We start from the raw sequence: 16,167 nt of genomic DNA on the forward strand, positions 1-16,167 counted from the left end.
TTAAAGGTGGATATACAACAAATTGAAACCGACTTATCTAATAAATTAAGTAAAAAGCGTTTTATACACACCTTAGGTGTTGTAGAGTCAGCTGTTTATTTAGCTAAAAAATATGGGGCTAATGTAGAAGACGCTCGGTTAGCAGCGATGTTACATGACTGTGCTAAAGAATTACCATTATTGGAAATGCAAGATTTAGTTGCAGATTTGGCCTGTGATGTTGATATGTTACATAGCGGTGCTTTATTACATGGTTTAGCAGGTATGGTGTTAGCGAATACTCATTATGGTATTACTAATCGACAAGTATTAGAAGCAATACGTGTTCATACAACTGGAAAAGTGGGCATGTCAAAATTGGATAAAGTTATATTTTTAGCTGATTATATTGAGCCTAATCGTAATTTTCCTGGCGTAAACGATGTTCGTGCAGCTGCAGAACAGTCTCTTGATGCCGGAGTATTGTGTGGATTTGATATGACCATTCGACATTTAATAGATAGTACTGATACTATTTATCCTCTTACTATTATTAGCCGTAATGATCTTATACAGCATATGAAAAAAGGAGGTGCCTAGAATGGATGAACGTGAAAAAGCGCGGGCTCGTCGCCGTAGAAGACGTCGAGAACGTCAGATGAAAAAAAATAAGCTCCAATGGGGTCGTTTAATCATCGCATTCGTGTTAGCACTTACTGTTATTTGTGGCATCGGTTGGGGTATGTATAGTGGAATCAGCTATGTATATCATCGAGTAACACAAACTGATACTGCAAGTGAGATTGAAGAATCCAGTGAACCTAAGCATACTGATACGGTTAATGTAGAACAGAAAGCATTGGACAAGCCTGTATATGTATTAATTGTAGGGCGAGATAAAAATAATCCGAGTCAAGCTGACTCATTATTCCTCATGTCTATTAATATGAATACTAATACGATGGATATAATTGGTATTCCTAGCAATAGTAAAATTGAAAGTAGAGATCAAAAATCTGCATCTATGTTAAATCAAATGTATGCAGAAGGTAATATTGAACTAACGAAAGCCGTTGTAGAGGATTTATTCCATATCAGTATACCTTACTATGTTGTCGTTGATGAGGCGGCTTTCAAAAAAACAAGTGATGTTTTAGGTAGTCAACAGTTTTACGTAGAAAAGAATATGGAACATGTTGATGCTGAAACTGGTAGTAAAGATATAGATTTACGCAGAGGCTATCAAAATTTAGATAGTGATAATGCATTAGCATATTTACGCTACACAGACGAAAATAATGATAATTTTGGACGTGTTCAACGACAAGAACGGTTTTTGAAATTATGGGTTGATCGGGAACAAGATACTTGGTTTATTACAAAAGCTTGGCATATATGGCGTTTATGGAGTCATTATGAAAGTAATATATCTACATGGGATGCTATTAAATTAATGCGTTCTATCGGTCAAATGGATAAAGACCATATTCATTTTTATATTTTACCTGGTGAAAAAGAAAAAATTAATGACGTCGTGTATTGGCATGTAAATCCAACTGAGGCTCAGCGCTTAGTGGGAATTACAATGGGGACATTGGCACCAGAAGATTTAAGTCAATTTGTTTCTACACCTGAAACTAAAAAAGCACCTGTTGCGGTAGAATCAGAACAAAGCACACGTGTAAAACCATCAGAACCAGGTTCAGAACCAGAGAAGAAAGAACAATAGGAGATACAATGAAACAAAAAGAAGAAATTAAACAACATGTTTTAGCGCTTGCACAAGCGGCTTATGATAAGAAAGGTCATGATATTGAAATACTTGATTTGGAAGGTGTTTCTATGTTAGGCGATTATTTTATGATTGTAAGCGCCAATAATATTAAACAATCTCAAAGTATTGCAGATGAAATTGAGGATATAGCAGCAGAACAAGGTATGACGGTCCTCCATCGTGAAGGATATCGCGAAGGTGAATGGGTATTATTGGACTTTGGCGATATTATTTGTCACGTGTTTGGTAACGATGAAATTCGTGAATTTTATGGACTAGAAGCCTTATGGAACGATGCTGGACGTGTTCCTTTTGAAGGAGAATAATCTATGGCTAGCGAATTATTGGAAAATACCATTGCTACACTGCGTGTTCTACGCACTAGTGATCATGGCGCTTTCCTTGACGGTCAAACGGGAAATACAAATGATGATATTTTGCTCCATAAGGATCAACAAACTTTACCAGTTGCTATCGGTGATGATGTAGAGGTATTTCTATATCGTGACCCTAAGGGCCGTTTGACTGCCTCCATGCGATTGCCTGCTATGAAGGTCGGTCAAATTGGTTATGTTGAGGTTATTAATGTAACTAATTTTGGTTGTTTCGTTGAGGTTGGTACTGAGCGGGGGATTTTTATGCCTCACGCTGAAATGCGTGGCAGACCTCAAGTAGGGGAAAAGGTATGGGTAAAACTATATACCGATAAATCTGGTCGTATGGCCGTTTCTATGGACGTTGATGATGAGATGAGACGCGCCTCTAAAGCTGCTACCGATGCTGTTGTAGGACAACAAGTAAGTGGTGCTATTTACAATTTGACTAGTGATGGAGCCTTTTTTATTACTCCTGAGCGATGGATTGCTTTTTTGCATCGTTCAGAAATGACACGCAAATTAAATGTTGGAGAAATGGTAGAGGCACGTGTTACGTTCAAACGTGAAGATGGTCGTATTAATGTGTCAATGCGTCCAATTAAAGAAAAAGCGTTAATCTCTGATGGTCAGATTATTATGGAATACCTATTACAACGAGGCGGTAAAATGCCTTATAGTGATGAGTCATCAGCCATGTTGATTAAGGATAAATTTAACATCAGCAAGGCTGCTTTTAAACGAGCGTTAGGTCATTTAATGAAATCCCGCCTTGTAGTACAAGAAGATGGTTGGACATTGTTGACAGAAACTGGTAAACAATGGACCTCAAATTCACAAGAGGTCTAAACTATGAAGATTATTGTAGTAGGTGCTGGTAAGGTTGGGTATTCCTTGTGTGAAAGATTGGTGCAAGATGATCATGACGTATATCTTATAGACCGTTCACAGGAGCGTATCCATAATCTTGAAAACACATTGGATGTTAGTTTAGTATGCGGTAATGGTAGCGATATTCAGTTATTGAATGAAATTGACTTATCTGATGTGGGGATGTTTATCTCAGTTACCGATTCAGATGAAGTTAATATGTTATCTTGTGCGGTAGCTAAAATAGCAGGTGTCCCATCTACTGTAGCACGTGTGAGGGATACCAATATCGTTGATCATATGGACGATCATATGAAAGAACGATTAGGTGTTGATTTATTCATTAATCCAGAGATGGTTACGGCGCAAGAATTACTTCATATTATTGAAACACCATCCGCTTTGGACGTAGAAGAATTTGGTCAAGGCGCTGTACGTTTAATGGAATTTAAAATTAATAGTACATTCCCACTCGTAAATAAACCTTTAAAAGAGTTGACTTTTCCAGAAGGTGTGTTATTGGTAGGCATTTTACGATTAGGTGAAATGATTATACCTCATGGTGAAAGCATACTATTACCTAATGACAGTGTTTTCTTTTTAGGTTTAAAAGATGGTATTAATGAAGTAGAACAAGAATGGTTTTCTAATCATGCAACCTTCCATAAACGGGCTGTTATTGTAGGCGCTGGTTTATTAGGTCGTAATCTAGCTATCTTATTGGAAAAAGCAGGATTTACTGTTAAGGTTATTGAGAAGGATATTGAGCGTTGTGAAGCCTTAGCTGCACAAGTAGATAAAACCATTGTCATCAATGGGGATGGTACGGATTTTGATCTACTAGAAGCCGAAGAAGTGGCCGATAACGATGTTATTATTGTTTTAACAGATGATGATAAATTAAATCTTTTAGTTGCTTTAGTAGGGAAACATATGGGCATACCTAAAACCGTTGTTCGTGTGGGACGTCCTGAATATATTATGCTTATGGAACAAGTCGGTATAGATATTGTATTTTCACCACGTCTAATGACTGCAGGACAAATACTACGATTTGTTCGAAGTGGAGAAGGTGTTGTCTCCATATCTACTTTTGAAGGTGGCAAGGCTGAATCTATAGAGATTCTTATTACAGAACAATCTCCCGTAGCTGGTAAACAACTAAAAGATATTCGTCTACCTGGTAAAGCCTTAGTCGGTGTTATACTCCGCGGTGATGACGCGATTGTTCCACGGGGGAATACAGAGCTGTTAGTGGGGGATCATATTGTACTATTCTCATTGCCTGAATCTGTTACTAAATTATTGAATTATTTAACGTAGGGGTTATATGCGCATACAGATTGTCATGTCCTTGGTAGGCAAATTACTCTATATTTTTGGAGCTTTTCTTGTTATACCATTTATATATAGTATTCTATTTGAAACTGCATATTGGTCCTTTTGTATTACGGCTATATTATCCATACTGCTCGGTGGTCTACTAGTACTTGGTGGAAATAAGAGTAAAACCTTTAGCTTAAGAGATGGCTTCTTAGTGGTTAGCTCAACATGGATTTTAACAATGTTATTGGGGGCGTTTCCCTTTATAATATCTGGTGTTTTAGTTAACCCGATGGACGCGCTGTTTGAATCTATGTCAGGTATTACCGCTACTGGTGCTACAGTTATTTCTGATGTTGATAGCATACCAAAGTCTTTCATACTGTGGCGTGGTTTAATGCATTGGATTGGCGGTATGGGAATCATTGTGTTGATTCTATCATTCTTACGTAATCTTGGTGCTGATGCTGCGCATTTTTTCAATGCTGAGGCATCTGTGCCAAAACCAGGTGTAGTGTTACCACGGATTCAATCTATAGCATCGAAATTATGGACATTGTATGTAATATTTACAATCATCTGTTTTATCATGCTTTGTTTAGGTGGTATAGATCCTTTTGATGCATTGAATTATGCATTTTCTATTATTGCTACTGGTGGATTGACACCAACTACTGCAGGTACTTTTTTATATAGTCAAAATACATATATATGTGTTGTATTTATACTGTTTATGGTCATTGCAGGTGGCAATTTTGCCGTATATTATAATGTAATTCAAAAAGGATTCTCAGCGTTATTCTCTGATTTTGAAACGCGTATGTATTGGCTTGTATTAGTTATTGGTATTCTTATCACCTTTATATCCTTATATTTTCAATCTAATTCTATGGATATAGGACAAGTTTTTCAAGATGCAGCCTTTACCTTAGTATCAATACAAACGGGCAGTGGTTTTGCTGTATCTGATTATGATTTATGGCCTGCTGCGGCTCAAATGATGTTATTTATAGCCAGTTTTTTTGGAGGGTGTAGTGGATCTACGACCGGTGGCGTTAAGATTATTCGTCTCATTATATTAATTAAGAGTAGTATCATTTATTTGAGAAAAGCCATACATCCAGATATGGTTCAAGTTGTACGAATCAATGGAAAGCCATTACCAGATAAATGGGTGCATATGACGCAACAATTTATATTTCTATATTTAATGATTTATGTTATATCCGTATTTCTTATGACATGTTTTGGTTTATCTACAGGTGATGCACTCCAAATAGTCACCGCATTCCAAAGTAATGTAGGTTTAGCCTTTGGTGGTTATGGACCAACTGATTCTTTTGCATTATTGCCATTAGGTGCAAAAGGTGTGGCTATTGTAGATATGCTATTAGGTCGTTTGGAATTATTTACGATTCTAGTTATGCTTCATCCACAATTCTGGGAAGGGTATTTTATTAAAAAAGATACTACAAAACGATATAGAATTTTATAGAAGTTTATATTGTATACTGCATTAGTTATGGGGGAGGGATTGTATAATGGAAATAATAAAACGCCCATTAGGCTTGTATAAGGCAAATTGTTATGTATTAAAAAAAGACAATCAATCTCTCATAATTGACCCTGGATTTCATAGTAAACATATAATTGAGATGGTAGGAGATTCTAAACCAATTGCGGTTTTATTAACACATGGTCATTGTGACCATGTGTCGGCTCTTGATGATATTTGTGGACATTATAATATACCTGCATATCTACATGATAGAGATCATGAATTATTGCAATTGATTCGTCGTCGACCAAGTGTATACAAGAAAAAAATGTTTACCCAATGTATTCCTTTGCAAGAAGGTATACTAAATATCGGACCATTTCATATACGGGTGTATCATACACCGGGTCATAGTGCGGGTTCAGTATGTTTTGAAATAGAAGGTCATCTATTTACAGGTGACACTATTTTTAAACAAAATGTGGGGAATAGTGATAACTACAATGGCAATGCTGAAGCTTTACGTAAAAGCTTATGTAAAATACTGGAGTTAGATGATGCATTATTAGTAGAGCCTGGACATAGGGAGAGCACTATTTTGGGAGATGAAAAAAACTTCATTAAGAATTTACACATATAGTGTTGACAAAAACTCTGATAACAGATATACTAAGCAAGTACTTTGGATACGGCCCCGTGGTGTAGCGGTTAACATGTCGCCCTGTCACGGCGAAGATCGTCAGTTCAAATCTGATCGGGGTCGCCATTCATGCCTCGGTAGCTCAGTCGGTAGAGCAACGGACTGAAAATCCGTGTGTCGACAGTTCGATTCTGTCCTGAGGCACCATGTACATGCGGGAATAGCTCAGCGGTAGAGCACCGCCTTGCCAAGGCGGGGGTCGCGAGTTCGAATCTCGTTTCCCGCTCCACTAATTTTATATGGCGGCATAGCCAAGCGGTAAGGCAGAGGTCTGCAAAACCTTTATTCCCCAGTTCGATTCTGGGTGCCGCCTCCACAAAATCGTTACCCATGCCGGGGTGGCGGAACAGGCAGACGCAACGGACTTAAAATCCGTCGGTTAGAAATAACCGTACCGGTTCGATTCCGGTCCTCGGCACCATTAGACTAACTTCGGTTAGTCTTTTTTTGTATATAATTTTAACTGTATTTACGAGTGGGTATATAACGTGAGTAAACCGAATCTGTTGATTAGTGAATGTCTTTGCGGTGTTTGTTGCCGTTATGATGGTGACCATAACAAAATAGACTGTTTGGAAGAACTTAAGAGCCTCTATAACCTTATACCAGTATGTCCTGAGGTACTGGGTGGGCTTTTAACACCAAGACCCCCAGCGGAGCGGATAGGTGATCGAGTCCAAACAAGAAATGGTATAGATGTTACAGAACAATTTAAACGGGGTGCAGAATTAGCTTTAGCAATTGCTATAGATAAAAATTGTTTGTGTGCTTTACTAAAGGCTAAGAGTCCAAGCTGTGGATATGGTGAAATATATGATGGTACATTTACTAGAACCCTCGTAAATGGGGTTGGTGTCACGTCTGAGCTTTTATTACAACATAATATACAAATCTATACAGAAAAGAATGTACAGGACCTTATACAGCACAATAGCGACGATTGATATGTATCAATCGTCGCTATTGTTGTATTAGTGTATGTTATTGGCCTGCATTAACTGGGTCATTTGTTAATGGCTGTTCACCTAATAGTGTTGTTAAATTGTGTAAATTAAATCGATAAGCACTATTACTAAAGTCTCTTGTTTTATCGTAACGACTGTTTGGTGCATGCATGAGACCAACTAATGTATCGTATAATAAATCATTTGTGAAATATTGATGTTCATGACTATCGAGTGCTGATACCGTTTGAGGATATGCTGCACGATATTGAGGCGATAAGTACATCCAGAATGGAATGTGAGTCATCACAAAATCAAAGGTGTCTGGATTGTGGGACTTGTCAACGCTTTCACCATGATCAGAGAAATAAACCATAGCTTGAAGATTTAAATTATCTTTACCATAGGTGTAGATTTGTTGTAACAGCCAATCTGTATAGAGCTGACTATTAGCATAAGCCTCGATACCTTCAGGATTGGGACCTTTTTTCCATTTACTGAATTCATGCGGATAGCGGTCATTATAATAAATATGACTGCCCATAATATGAATTACGATAAAATTATTTTTACTTGGATCAGCTGTTTTTAATAATGGCAATAATGCTTCATCATATAAATCAGAGAAGCCATAGGATTCGTGAGCCCACTTTGTAGTATCTGCCGTTTTAGCCATCAAAGAAATAGCTGTATCGTATTCGCCAAATACGCCTTGGTTACTGAACCACGATGTGGTGTAACCTGCTTTTTTAGCTACATCCAAAATATTAGCTGAATCTAAGAATGGTCGGTCGTTATATTGATTGCGCTCTGAAAGGGCACGTTCTAAGGTTGGTACTGTTTGTACGTAGGAAGAGTATGCATGATTAAAGAAGATAAAATCTTTATTGTGATCGCGCATATCCTCTTGCCAAGGCGTGTCATCGTATTGGAATTTTGGATTGTAGACCTTCATATAGTCACGGGAACTGGATTCGCCGATAACGAGAATGATAGTTCCAGGCGTTTTAGTAGGTGTCGTATCCTTTGTGTCCAAATTGAATGAATCAAATACAAGATGGTGATTATCGTTGTATTGTTGCATTTCTTTAACATAATTACCAGCAGCCGTCCAATTGGCTACGATGCATGTTTGAGGAAATAAGAAGAATGGTACATATACGATAAATGCTACCATGGATGCGATGAGTACACCTAATCGTAAAGGCCGTGTTGTATTAAAATCGACAACTCGTTTCATACCTAGGTTGCACCAATATAGGAAGAGTGTCCATAAAATAAGGCCTATGACGATAGCGATAAGGGCGGGAATACCAGCAGCATTTTTTAAGAATCCAAAGGCTTCTTCAGGATTTGTCATGTATACGGCCAATAGGCTTGCTGGTGTTAAACAGTGCCAGGTGGTTATATAATAACCAATTTGTAATAATGGAATAAGACTAAGGAACGAAGAGAATAAAGCTAGTATAGCTGATGTTAATTTCTGTAGACGTCCCGTTTGGGTTACCAAATATTGGATACCTGAAAGCCCCATAAATAGAAGTAAGCCGAATAGAAAATCATTGGCAAACTCATAGAAATATAGAGGTTTTACATAAGACCAATGAAATAATAATGGAAATGTGAGTCCCCATAGTAAGCCTACTAAACCATATCCTAAGAACGCACGATGAAATACGGTACAACTCATAAAGTATTGGAATAAAAACATACCAACCATGGTCGGTACCGCAAGGATTGTAATATCCTCTACATCAAGTCCTAATGTGATAGGTTCATAAATAAAAAATAGTGCAATGTAGAGCACTATGCCTATAATGCCAAAGCGCAAAATAGGATTTTGAATCAATGATTTCATTGATGACAACATAATGTATCCTTTCTAAAGGAGATTACAACAAATATATAATTTTCTTCACATTATAAGATAACAAAGAATACTAAAAAATACAATTATATATGGTGAACGTAGAAGAAATTTTCGATTTACGATATAATTATATAGTTATGAAATAGTATCGTTAAGGAATGGGGATTCATGGGGGACTATAATTATAAATTGGATGTATTCGAGGGACCTCTCGATTTACTTTTACATTTAATTGAAAAACATAAAATTGAAATCACGGATATCCCAATCGTTGAAATCACAAGTCAGTATTTAGAATACCTAGATAATTGGAATCATTTTGATATCCATTATAGTAGTGAATTCCTTGTAATGGCATCTACATTATTACAAATTAAGTCCCGTATGCTATTACCTAAGGTTGAACCGGAACCAGATGAAAGCGAAGATCCACGAGACGAATTAGTGGCTAAGTTAGTAGAGTTTAAAAAGATAAAAGATTTTACTCAGCTATTAATGGAAAAAGCATCGGTTGAGTCGAATGTGTTTAGTCGCCCTGAGGAAACGAGTGTATTAGGTTTAGATAGTTATTATAATTTAGAACTATCTAAATTATATGATATATTCTATTCTGTATTACATAAGACCGTTGAATCTGAAGATGAACAACAGGTTCGTCAAGTAACTGTTGAGAAAGATGCATATAGCTTAGAGGATATGATCGTATCCTTAGCGAGTCGTGCAAGGCGTGGTGAACGATTGGCGTTTCGTGAGCTACTTGTTGCTATAGAATCTAAAAGTGGTATGGTAACAATATTCATGGCTGTGCTAGAACTTTTAAAACAACAAGAATTAGTCATGTTTTACGAAAATGATGATATTATTTTTACCGCACCTATCATTGGTGAACGGGATGTACAAGTAGAGGAGGAGTAGCATGGGCATATCAGATTTAGAAGCGGTATTGTTTTCTGCGGCTAAACCTATTTCTATTGATGTCATTCAAGATATATTTAAGCTTTCAAAACAAGATAGCTTGATATTGATAGATTACTTAGCATCTGATTTAGAATCCCATAAACGCGGTATTCGCGTGCGAATCTCTGCTGCTGGTGTGGAACTGGTAAGTGCACCAGAATCGGCTATGTATATTGGTCATATACGTAAAAAAGAGGATAAATTATCTAATGCAGCTATGGAAACACTAGCGGTTATTGCATATAAACAACCAATTACAAAAGCTGAAATTGAAGAGGTACGCGGTGTTAATAGCGACAAGGTAATTAAACAATTATTGTCTCGCTCATTAATTGCTGAGTTGGGTCATAAGGATACGGTAGGTCGCCCTATTCTGTATGGCACAACTGATGAATTTCTGCGAAGTACAGGTGTTACTTCAATTGATGATTTGCACAAAGAGCTAGATACTGCAGAGTCTGATATGTCAGGTGTATCAATAGACAGTGTGAAAGACGAAAGCTTAATAGAATCTCCTAATGAGGATGGAACAGAGACCATATAGAAAAGGATATAATATGGAACGATTACAAAAATTTATCGCCAGCTGTGGTGTAGCTTCTCGTCGTAAGGCAGAAGAATTAATTGCGTCTGGTAAGGTACGTGTCAATGGACGTAAAGTGACGGAACTGGGTGTTAAGGTTGATCCTATGAAAGATAAGGTCATGGTTGATGGACAATTATTAGCCGTGGAAAAACCTGTGTATTATTTAATGAATAAACCGAAAGGTGTTATTACATCTGTTACAGACCCACAAGGACGGGAAACTGTAATGGATTATATTAAAAATGAAAAACGCCGTATCTATCCAATTGGACGACTTGATTTACATACGGAAGGTTTATTGCTTTTAACAAATGATGGAGAACTAGCTCAGAATCTTACACATCCATCTAAAGGCGTTGAAAAGACATATGAAGTTCGTATTAAGGGGCGTGTAAATGATACAGATTTACAGGTTATCGCCGATGGTGTGCCTCTTGAAGATGGTGTGACAGCACCTGCTACACTTGTAGATTTAGGATTTGATGACCACAATGGGGTTCACGAAGTAGAAATTACTATTCATGAAGGTCGTAATCGACAAGTACGTCGTATGTTTGAACATTTTGGTTACCGAATTCATAATTTAAAACGTATTGCTTATGGTGGATTAACATTAAGTGGTGTTAAGCGCGGTGGTGTTCGTCAATTGACACAACGTGAAGTAAGTGCACTTAAAGCGCTAGGAGCTTCTAAATGAAGCGCGTCGTAGTAATCGGAGGTGGTGCAGCAGGGCTAATGGCTGCTGTCATTGCTGGTCGAGAAGGGGCAAAGGTAACGCTTCTCGAAAAAATGAACTATGTTGGTAAAAAGATGGGCATTACCGGCAAAGGACGCTGCAATATTACGAATGCTTGTGATATGTCTGATTTTATTAAAAATACACCGGGCAATGGTAAGTTTTTATATGGTGCTTACGAGCGCTTTACCAATGAAGATTTGTTGCAGTTATTACACGACGCTGGTTTAGAAACCAAGGTAGAGCGAGGTGGCCGCGTATTTCCCGCTTCAGATTCTGCACTGGATGTACGAAATACCTTTATGAAGCTTATGAAACACTATGGTGTAGATGTTCATCTTGAGGAACCAGTTAAGAAACTTTTGATTGATGATGGTGTTGTCACCGGTGTTGTGACAGACAAAGAAACCTATCACGCTGATGCCGTGGTTATTGCTACGGGAGGTAAATCATATCCTGCTACCGGTTCTACTGGTGATGGATATATTTTGGCGGCTCAAGTAGGCCATAAGATTACCGATATCCGTCCATCTTTAGTACCGATTGTAACGGAAGAGTCCTGGGTAAAAGATTTAATGGGGCTTAGCCTACGGAATGTTGAATTGTCTGTAGTTGCTAAGAATAAGGTACAAGCCAAGATGTTTGGGGAAATGATGTTTACCCATTTTGGCATTACCGGTCCTATCGTTTTATCCCTTAGTCATACGGTGGGAAAATTGATGCGCAAAAAAAATATCGGCACTATAGGTTTAGATATCAATTTAAAACCCGCATTATCTCCAGAGACATTAGATAAACGATTACAAAAAGATTTTGATCTCTATTCTAAGAAACAATTAATTAATGGGATGAAAGATTTGTTACCAAGTCGATTGATACCATTAATTATTGAATTGGCCGGTATTGATCCACAAAAACCGATTAATCAGATTTCAAAGGAAGAACGACAACAAATCGGTTATATGTTGCAACATATGCCTCTTACCGTGAAAGGATTACGTCCTGTAGAAGAGGCAATTGTTACTGCTGGTGGTATTTCTCTTAAAGAATTTAATCCTAAAACTATGGAATCTAAGTTGGTTAAAGGTTTATATGGTGCAGGTGAAGTATTGGATATTGATGCTTTTACAGGTGGATATAATCTACAGGCTGCCTTTTCTACAGGATATGTAGCAGCTATGCATATAACTCACCCTGAGGCGTTTTAATAGAGACATTTTACGCTGTATGATTGAATAGTATATTTTATATAATTTGTGAAAGTGATACAGGGACTTATGAATACACATAAAATTGCCGTTGCTGTTGACGGCCCAGCAGGCGCTGGAAAATCATCTATTTCTAAAATAGTGGCAAAAAAACTGGGGTATCTTTATATCGATACAGGTGCTATGTACCGTTCTGTTACATGGGCTGTATTGCATAATCATATTGATGTAAATAATCAAAAGGCAGTGGAAGCATTATTACCAGAATTAGATCTTACTATGGAGGCCAGTGATGATTCATGTAAGGTTTTTATTGCTGGTCAAGATGTGACTGATTTTATTAGAACGCCACAAGTGAACAATGCTGTATCTATAGTGGCTTCATATAAAGGGGTGCGTCAATATTTGGTTGAACGACAAAGACTTATGGCAGAAGCTGGTGGCGTTATATTGGATGGACGTGATATCGGTTCCGTTGTATTACCTAATGCGGAATTAAAAATATATCTAACCGCTTCTGTAGAGGCTCGTGCTATGCGCCGTTACTTAGAAGTGAAGGGTACAGTTAACGAACAAACTTTAGAGGATATTAAAGACAGTGTTATGCAACGTGATGATATGGATAAGAATCGAAAGGAATCTCCATTGATTCAGGTAGAGGATGCTGTATTGGTCGATTCCAGTGAAATGACATTTGATGAAACTGTAGAACATATATTACATCTAGTACAGGAGCGAATCTAAATGAACAAATTTTCTACATGGCTTTGGCGAACTGCCTTTTGGTTGCGCTATAAAGTCGGTTATGGATTAAAGGTTTATGGTCGCGATAATTTCCCTATGGAAGGTCCGGTTATTGTGGTGCCAAATCATTTAAGTAATAACGATCCACCTATTTGCGGCTATGCATTGCCTAGGCACGTACACTTTATGGCAAAACAGGAATTATTTGTAAATCCAATTTCAAGATTTTTTTGTACCTGGCTTGGTGCATTCCCGTTAAATCGTGGAGCTATAGATAAAATAGCAATTCGTCATGCATTAGGACTATTAAAGAATAATAAAGTATTAGGAATTTTTGCAGAAGGTAATCGTCAAAAGAATGGAAAATTAGGACGCTTTCACGATGGGGCCGCATCCATTGCGTTGCGTACAGGAATTGGTATTACCCCAGTTGCCATTATCGGTTCTCATAATATGAAGAGAAACCAAGTTGCTTGCATCATTGGTAAACAGGTACCTGTTAGTAAAGCTAAACCGACACCTGAGGCTATTAAAGAGGTTAATGATCGCGTAAAGGGTGAAATTCAACGCATGATTGATTCCTATCATGAAAATCGCATAGAGGAGACGTTATGGAAATAATTTTAGCTGAAAATCATGGCTTTTGTTATGGCGTAAAACGAGCTGTTGAAATGGCCAATGAAGCTGCTGATAGCGATGGTAAAAGCTATACATTGGGTCCTATCATTCATAACCCACAAGTAGTTGGTCGTTTAGAGAGTAAAGGTGTTAGCCCGATTCAAGAGGTGTCGGACATTGATGAAGGAACTATGATTATTCGGTCTCATGGTGTGGGCCCTGCAATTTACGAAGAAGCAGAAGAGAAAGGCTTAAACATTTTGGATGCCACTTGTCCACATGTGAAAAAAGCTCAACAAGATGCAAAATCTGTTATCGAAGATGGTATGACACTGGTTATATTGGGTGAAAAAAACCATCCTGAGGTTAAAAGCATTAATTTATGGGCGAATAACAAAGGAATAATCATCGAAGATGAAGAATCCGCCAAAAATCTACAAGTTGTTGAAAAAATGGGTGTAGTTGTTCAAACGACCTTTTCACAATTCAAATTTAACAGTATAATAGAGATATTAGAGAAAAAATCTAAGAATCTTAAGATTTTCAAAACGATATGCAATGCAACTCAGGAGCGTCAGAATTCTGCCGTTGAATTAGCTCGTAACGTAGATCTTATGATTGTGATAGGTGGTAAGAACAGCGGCAATACGAATCGATTGGCAGAGGTTTGTCGAGACGTTGGATGTACAACATATCACATTGAAACTTCTACTGAATTACAACTGGAATGGTTTAACCGAGTACAGACGGTAGGAGTAACAGCAGGAGCATCGACTCCCGACTGGATTATTAAGGAGGTCATTGAGACAATGAAAGATTTTGCAGAATTATTAGCAGCAGAAGGTCAAGAAGAATTTAAGAAAGGAAACGTTGTAGAAGGTCAAGTAGTACAAGTTGAAGATGAACGCGCATGGGTATCTTTTGGCTACAAAACTGAAGCAATTTTGAATAGAACTGAAATTTCTTATCCAGCACCAAACTCTGCCAAAGATGTGTTGAAAAATGGTGATGAAATTAAAGCAGTTATCATGAACCACATCAAAGAAGATAATCCTATTTATCTTTCCATGACTCGTTTGGCTAAAGATGAAGATTGGCAATATGTTATCGAAGCTCAAGAAAAAGACGAACCTATCGTATGTAAAGGTATCGATGCTATCCCAGCTGGCTTGGTGGTAACAGTAAAATCCCTTCGTGGTTTCATTCCATTGTCCCAAGGTGATGTGCATTTCGTAAAATCTTTGGACAACTTGGTTGGTACTGAATTCGAAGCAAAAGTTCTTGAAATCGACGAAAAGAAAAACCGTTTGGTTCTTTCCCGCCGTGCAGTACTTGAAGTGGAACGTCAAGCAAAATTAGCTGAAGCATTGAAAAATATCAACGTTGGTGAAAACTATAAAGGTATCGTTCGTAAAATCATGCCTTATGGTGCATTCGTAGATATCGGTGGTATTGAAGGTTTACTTCATATTTCCGACATTTCTTGGCAAAAAATTAAAAAAGTGGAAGATGTTCTTTCCGTTGGCCAAGAAATCGAAGTTAAATTACAATCTTTCGACCCTGAAAGCAACAAATTATCCTTGTCCTTAAAAGCTTTAACTAAGAGCCCATGGGATGTTGCTGAAGAAACTTTACACGTTGGTGATGTAATCACTGGTAAAGTTGTTCGTTTGGTAGCTTATGGTGCATTTGTAGCTGTTAACGATGATATTCAAGGTTTACTTCACATTTCTCAAATTACAAAACAACGTAATGCTAAAGTTGAAGATTACTTGAACCGTGGTCAAGAAGTTGAAGTTAAAATCATTTCTCTTAACAAAGATGAAAAGAAATTGGGCTTGGCTTTGACTGAGTTGATGGAAGCAAAAGAAACAGAAGAAGACGCTGAATAATTCAGAATCTTTTAATGAGGCTAATCAAGGTTTTCCTTGATTAGCCTTTTTGCGTACATTCCCTTTAATATGATAAAATGAAGTGATGTATATA

Annotated in this window: 16 protein-coding genes and 5 tRNA genes; 20 read left to right on the forward strand and 1 reads right to left on the reverse strand. The window is 37.5% G+C overall.

What is annotated here, in order from left to right; all coding sequences use genetic code 11:
• The first annotated feature begins 6 nt into the window (after positions 1 to 6).
• The 13 genes from yqeK (at position 7) to VAHSUH02_RS05045 (ending at position 7,462) form a co-directional block, all read left to right on the forward strand.
• Complete coding sequence (gene yqeK, locus VAHSUH02_RS04985; protein ID WP_005383775.1) at positions 7 to 579, forward strand: bis(5'-nucleosyl)-tetraphosphatase (symmetrical) YqeK; 573 nt, start codon at positions 7 to 9, stop codon at positions 577 to 579.
• Between the two features lies 1 nt (position 580).
• Complete coding sequence (locus VAHSUH02_RS04990; RefSeq protein ID WP_005383772.1) at positions 581 to 1,708, forward strand: LCP family protein; 1,128 nt, start codon at positions 581 to 583, stop codon at positions 1,706 to 1,708.
• 8 nt (positions 1,709 to 1,716) lie between these two features.
• Positions 1,717 to 2,079, forward strand: coding sequence for a ribosome silencing factor (gene rsfS / locus VAHSUH02_RS04995; protein WP_005378863.1), 363 nt, complete (start codon positions 1,717 to 1,719; stop codon positions 2,077 to 2,079).
• 3 nt (positions 2,080 to 2,082) lie between these two features.
• The gene (locus VAHSUH02_RS05000; protein WP_005383770.1) at positions 2,083 to 2,976 is read left to right on the forward strand and encodes a CvfB family protein; all 894 of its coding nucleotides are present in this window, start codon (positions 2,083 to 2,085) and stop codon (positions 2,974 to 2,976) included.
• Between the two features lie 3 nt (positions 2,977 to 2,979).
• Positions 2,980 to 4,320, forward strand: a complete 1,341-nt coding sequence (gene trkA / locus VAHSUH02_RS05005; RefSeq protein ID WP_005378830.1) for a Trk system potassium transporter TrkA — start codon at positions 2,980 to 2,982, stop codon at positions 4,318 to 4,320.
• A gap of 7 nt (positions 4,321 to 4,327) precedes the next feature.
• Entirely contained in the window at positions 4,328 to 5,815 is a 1,488-nt protein-coding gene (locus VAHSUH02_RS05010) for a TrkH family potassium uptake protein (RefSeq protein ID WP_005381312.1), read from the forward strand.
• A 46-nt stretch (positions 5,816 to 5,861) separates the two neighbouring features.
• Complete coding sequence (locus VAHSUH02_RS05015; RefSeq protein WP_005383768.1) at positions 5,862 to 6,458, forward strand: MBL fold metallo-hydrolase; 597 nt, start codon at positions 5,862 to 5,864, stop codon at positions 6,456 to 6,458.
• Between the two features lie 50 nt (positions 6,459 to 6,508).
• Positions 6,509 to 6,584, forward strand: a tRNA-Asp gene (locus VAHSUH02_RS05020).
• Between the two features lie 5 nt (positions 6,585 to 6,589).
• Positions 6,590 to 6,665 (forward strand) — tRNA-Phe (locus VAHSUH02_RS05025).
• A gap of 7 nt (positions 6,666 to 6,672) precedes the next feature.
• Positions 6,673 to 6,747: transfer RNA gene (locus VAHSUH02_RS05030), tRNA-Gly, on the forward strand.
• 12 nt (positions 6,748 to 6,759) lie between these two features.
• Positions 6,760 to 6,834: transfer RNA gene (locus VAHSUH02_RS05035), tRNA-Cys, on the forward strand.
• Positions 6,835 to 6,850: 16 nt separating this feature from the next.
• Positions 6,851 to 6,939, forward strand: a tRNA-Leu gene (locus VAHSUH02_RS05040).
• A gap of 67 nt (positions 6,940 to 7,006) precedes the next feature.
• Complete coding sequence (locus VAHSUH02_RS05045) at positions 7,007 to 7,462, forward strand: 2-thiouracil desulfurase family protein (protein WP_038148772.1); 456 nt, start codon at positions 7,007 to 7,009, stop codon at positions 7,460 to 7,462.
• 37 nt (positions 7,463 to 7,499) lie between these two features.
• On the opposite strand, the gene VAHSUH02_RS05050 is transcribed toward VAHSUH02_RS05045, so the two are convergent.
• Positions 7,500 to 9,332, reverse strand: a complete 1,833-nt coding sequence (locus VAHSUH02_RS05050; protein ID WP_038148773.1) for a phosphoethanolamine transferase — start codon at positions 9,330 to 9,332, stop codon at positions 7,500 to 7,502.
• 168 nt (positions 9,333 to 9,500) lie between these two features.
• On the opposite strand from VAHSUH02_RS05050, the gene VAHSUH02_RS05055 reads away from it, so the two are divergent.
• From VAHSUH02_RS05055 to VAHSUH02_RS05085, 7 genes are all read left to right on the forward strand, one after another.
• Entirely contained in the window at positions 9,501 to 10,247 is a 747-nt protein-coding gene (locus VAHSUH02_RS05055) for a segregation and condensation protein A (protein WP_005383193.1), read from the forward strand.
• Between the two features lies 1 nt (position 10,248).
• Positions 10,249 to 10,833, forward strand: coding sequence for an SMC-Scp complex subunit ScpB (scpB, locus tag VAHSUH02_RS05060; RefSeq protein WP_005383194.1), 585 nt, complete (start codon positions 10,249 to 10,251; stop codon positions 10,831 to 10,833).
• Between the two features lie 13 nt (positions 10,834 to 10,846).
• The gene (locus VAHSUH02_RS05065; RefSeq protein ID WP_005378808.1) at positions 10,847 to 11,572 is read left to right on the forward strand and encodes a pseudouridine synthase; all 726 of its coding nucleotides are present in this window, start codon (positions 10,847 to 10,849) and stop codon (positions 11,570 to 11,572) included.
• Complete coding sequence (locus VAHSUH02_RS05070) at positions 11,569 to 12,819, forward strand: BaiN/RdsA family NAD(P)/FAD-dependent oxidoreductase (RefSeq protein WP_005383207.1); 1,251 nt, start codon at positions 11,569 to 11,571, stop codon at positions 12,817 to 12,819. Before VAHSUH02_RS05065 ends, VAHSUH02_RS05070 begins: the two co-directional genes overlap by 4 nt.
• A gap of 69 nt (positions 12,820 to 12,888) precedes the next feature.
• Positions 12,889 to 13,563 (forward strand): (d)CMP kinase, encoded by a 675-nt coding sequence (gene cmk, locus VAHSUH02_RS05075; RefSeq protein WP_005378996.1) that lies wholly within the window; start codon positions 12,889 to 12,891, stop codon positions 13,561 to 13,563.
• A complete protein-coding gene (locus VAHSUH02_RS05080; protein WP_005378899.1) occupies positions 13,564 to 14,184 on the forward strand; it encodes a lysophospholipid acyltransferase family protein in 621 nt (206 codons plus the stop codon).
• Positions 14,175 to 16,073: a bifunctional 4-hydroxy-3-methylbut-2-enyl diphosphate reductase/30S ribosomal protein S1 gene (locus VAHSUH02_RS05085; RefSeq protein ID WP_005378840.1), complete on the forward strand. Its 1,899-nt coding sequence runs from the start codon at positions 14,175 to 14,177 to the stop codon at positions 16,071 to 16,073. Before VAHSUH02_RS05080 ends, VAHSUH02_RS05085 begins: the two co-directional genes overlap by 10 nt.
• The last annotated feature ends 94 nt before the right edge of the window (positions 16,074 to 16,167 follow it).

The sequence above is a fragment of the Veillonella atypica KON genome (assembly GCF_002959915.1).
GTDB classification, from domain to species: Bacteria; Bacillota; Negativicutes; order Veillonellales; family Veillonellaceae; genus Veillonella; species Veillonella atypica.

Bases quoted from the DNA above. Each gene is read 5' to 3' on its own strand.
- VAHSUH02_RS05055 (WP_005383193.1), top strand. From the start codon at position 9,501: ATGGGGGACTATAATTATAAATTGGATGTATTCGAGGGACCTCTCGAT.
- VAHSUH02_RS05010 (WP_005381312.1), top strand. From the start codon at position 4,328: ATGCGCATACAGATTGTCATGTCCTTGGTAGGCAAATTACTCTATATT.
- rsfS (WP_005378863.1), top strand. From the start codon at position 1,717: ATGAAACAAAAAGAAGAAATTAAACAACATGTTTTAGCGCTTGCACAA.
- VAHSUH02_RS05015 (WP_005383768.1), top strand. From the start codon at position 5,862: ATGGAAATAATAAAACGCCCATTAGGCTTGTATAAGGCAAATTGTTAT.
- VAHSUH02_RS05080 (WP_005378899.1), top strand. From the start codon at position 13,564: ATGAACAAATTTTCTACATGGCTTTGGCGAACTGCCTTTTGGTTGCGC.
- VAHSUH02_RS05000 (WP_005383770.1), top strand. From the start codon at position 2,083: ATGGCTAGCGAATTATTGGAAAATACCATTGCTACACTGCGTGTTCTA.
- scpB (WP_005383194.1), top strand. From the start codon at position 10,249: ATGGGCATATCAGATTTAGAAGCGGTATTGTTTTCTGCGGCTAAACCT.
- VAHSUH02_RS05070 (WP_005383207.1), top strand. From the start codon at position 11,569: ATGAAGCGCGTCGTAGTAATCGGAGGTGGTGCAGCAGGGCTAATGGCT.
- VAHSUH02_RS05085 (WP_005378840.1), top strand. From the start codon at position 14,175: ATGGAAATAATTTTAGCTGAAAATCATGGCTTTTGTTATGGCGTAAAA.
- VAHSUH02_RS04990 (WP_005383772.1), top strand. From the start codon at position 581: ATGGATGAACGTGAAAAAGCGCGGGCTCGTCGCCGTAGAAGACGTCGA.
- trkA (WP_005378830.1), top strand. From the start codon at position 2,980: ATGAAGATTATTGTAGTAGGTGCTGGTAAGGTTGGGTATTCCTTGTGT.
- cmk (WP_005378996.1), top strand. From the start codon at position 12,889: ATGAATACACATAAAATTGCCGTTGCTGTTGACGGCCCAGCAGGCGCT.
- VAHSUH02_RS05050 (WP_038148773.1), bottom strand. From the start codon at position 9,332: ATGTTGTCATCAATGAAATCATTGATTCAAAATCCTATTTTGCGCTTT.
- VAHSUH02_RS05065 (WP_005378808.1), top strand. From the start codon at position 10,847: ATGGAACGATTACAAAAATTTATCGCCAGCTGTGGTGTAGCTTCTCGT.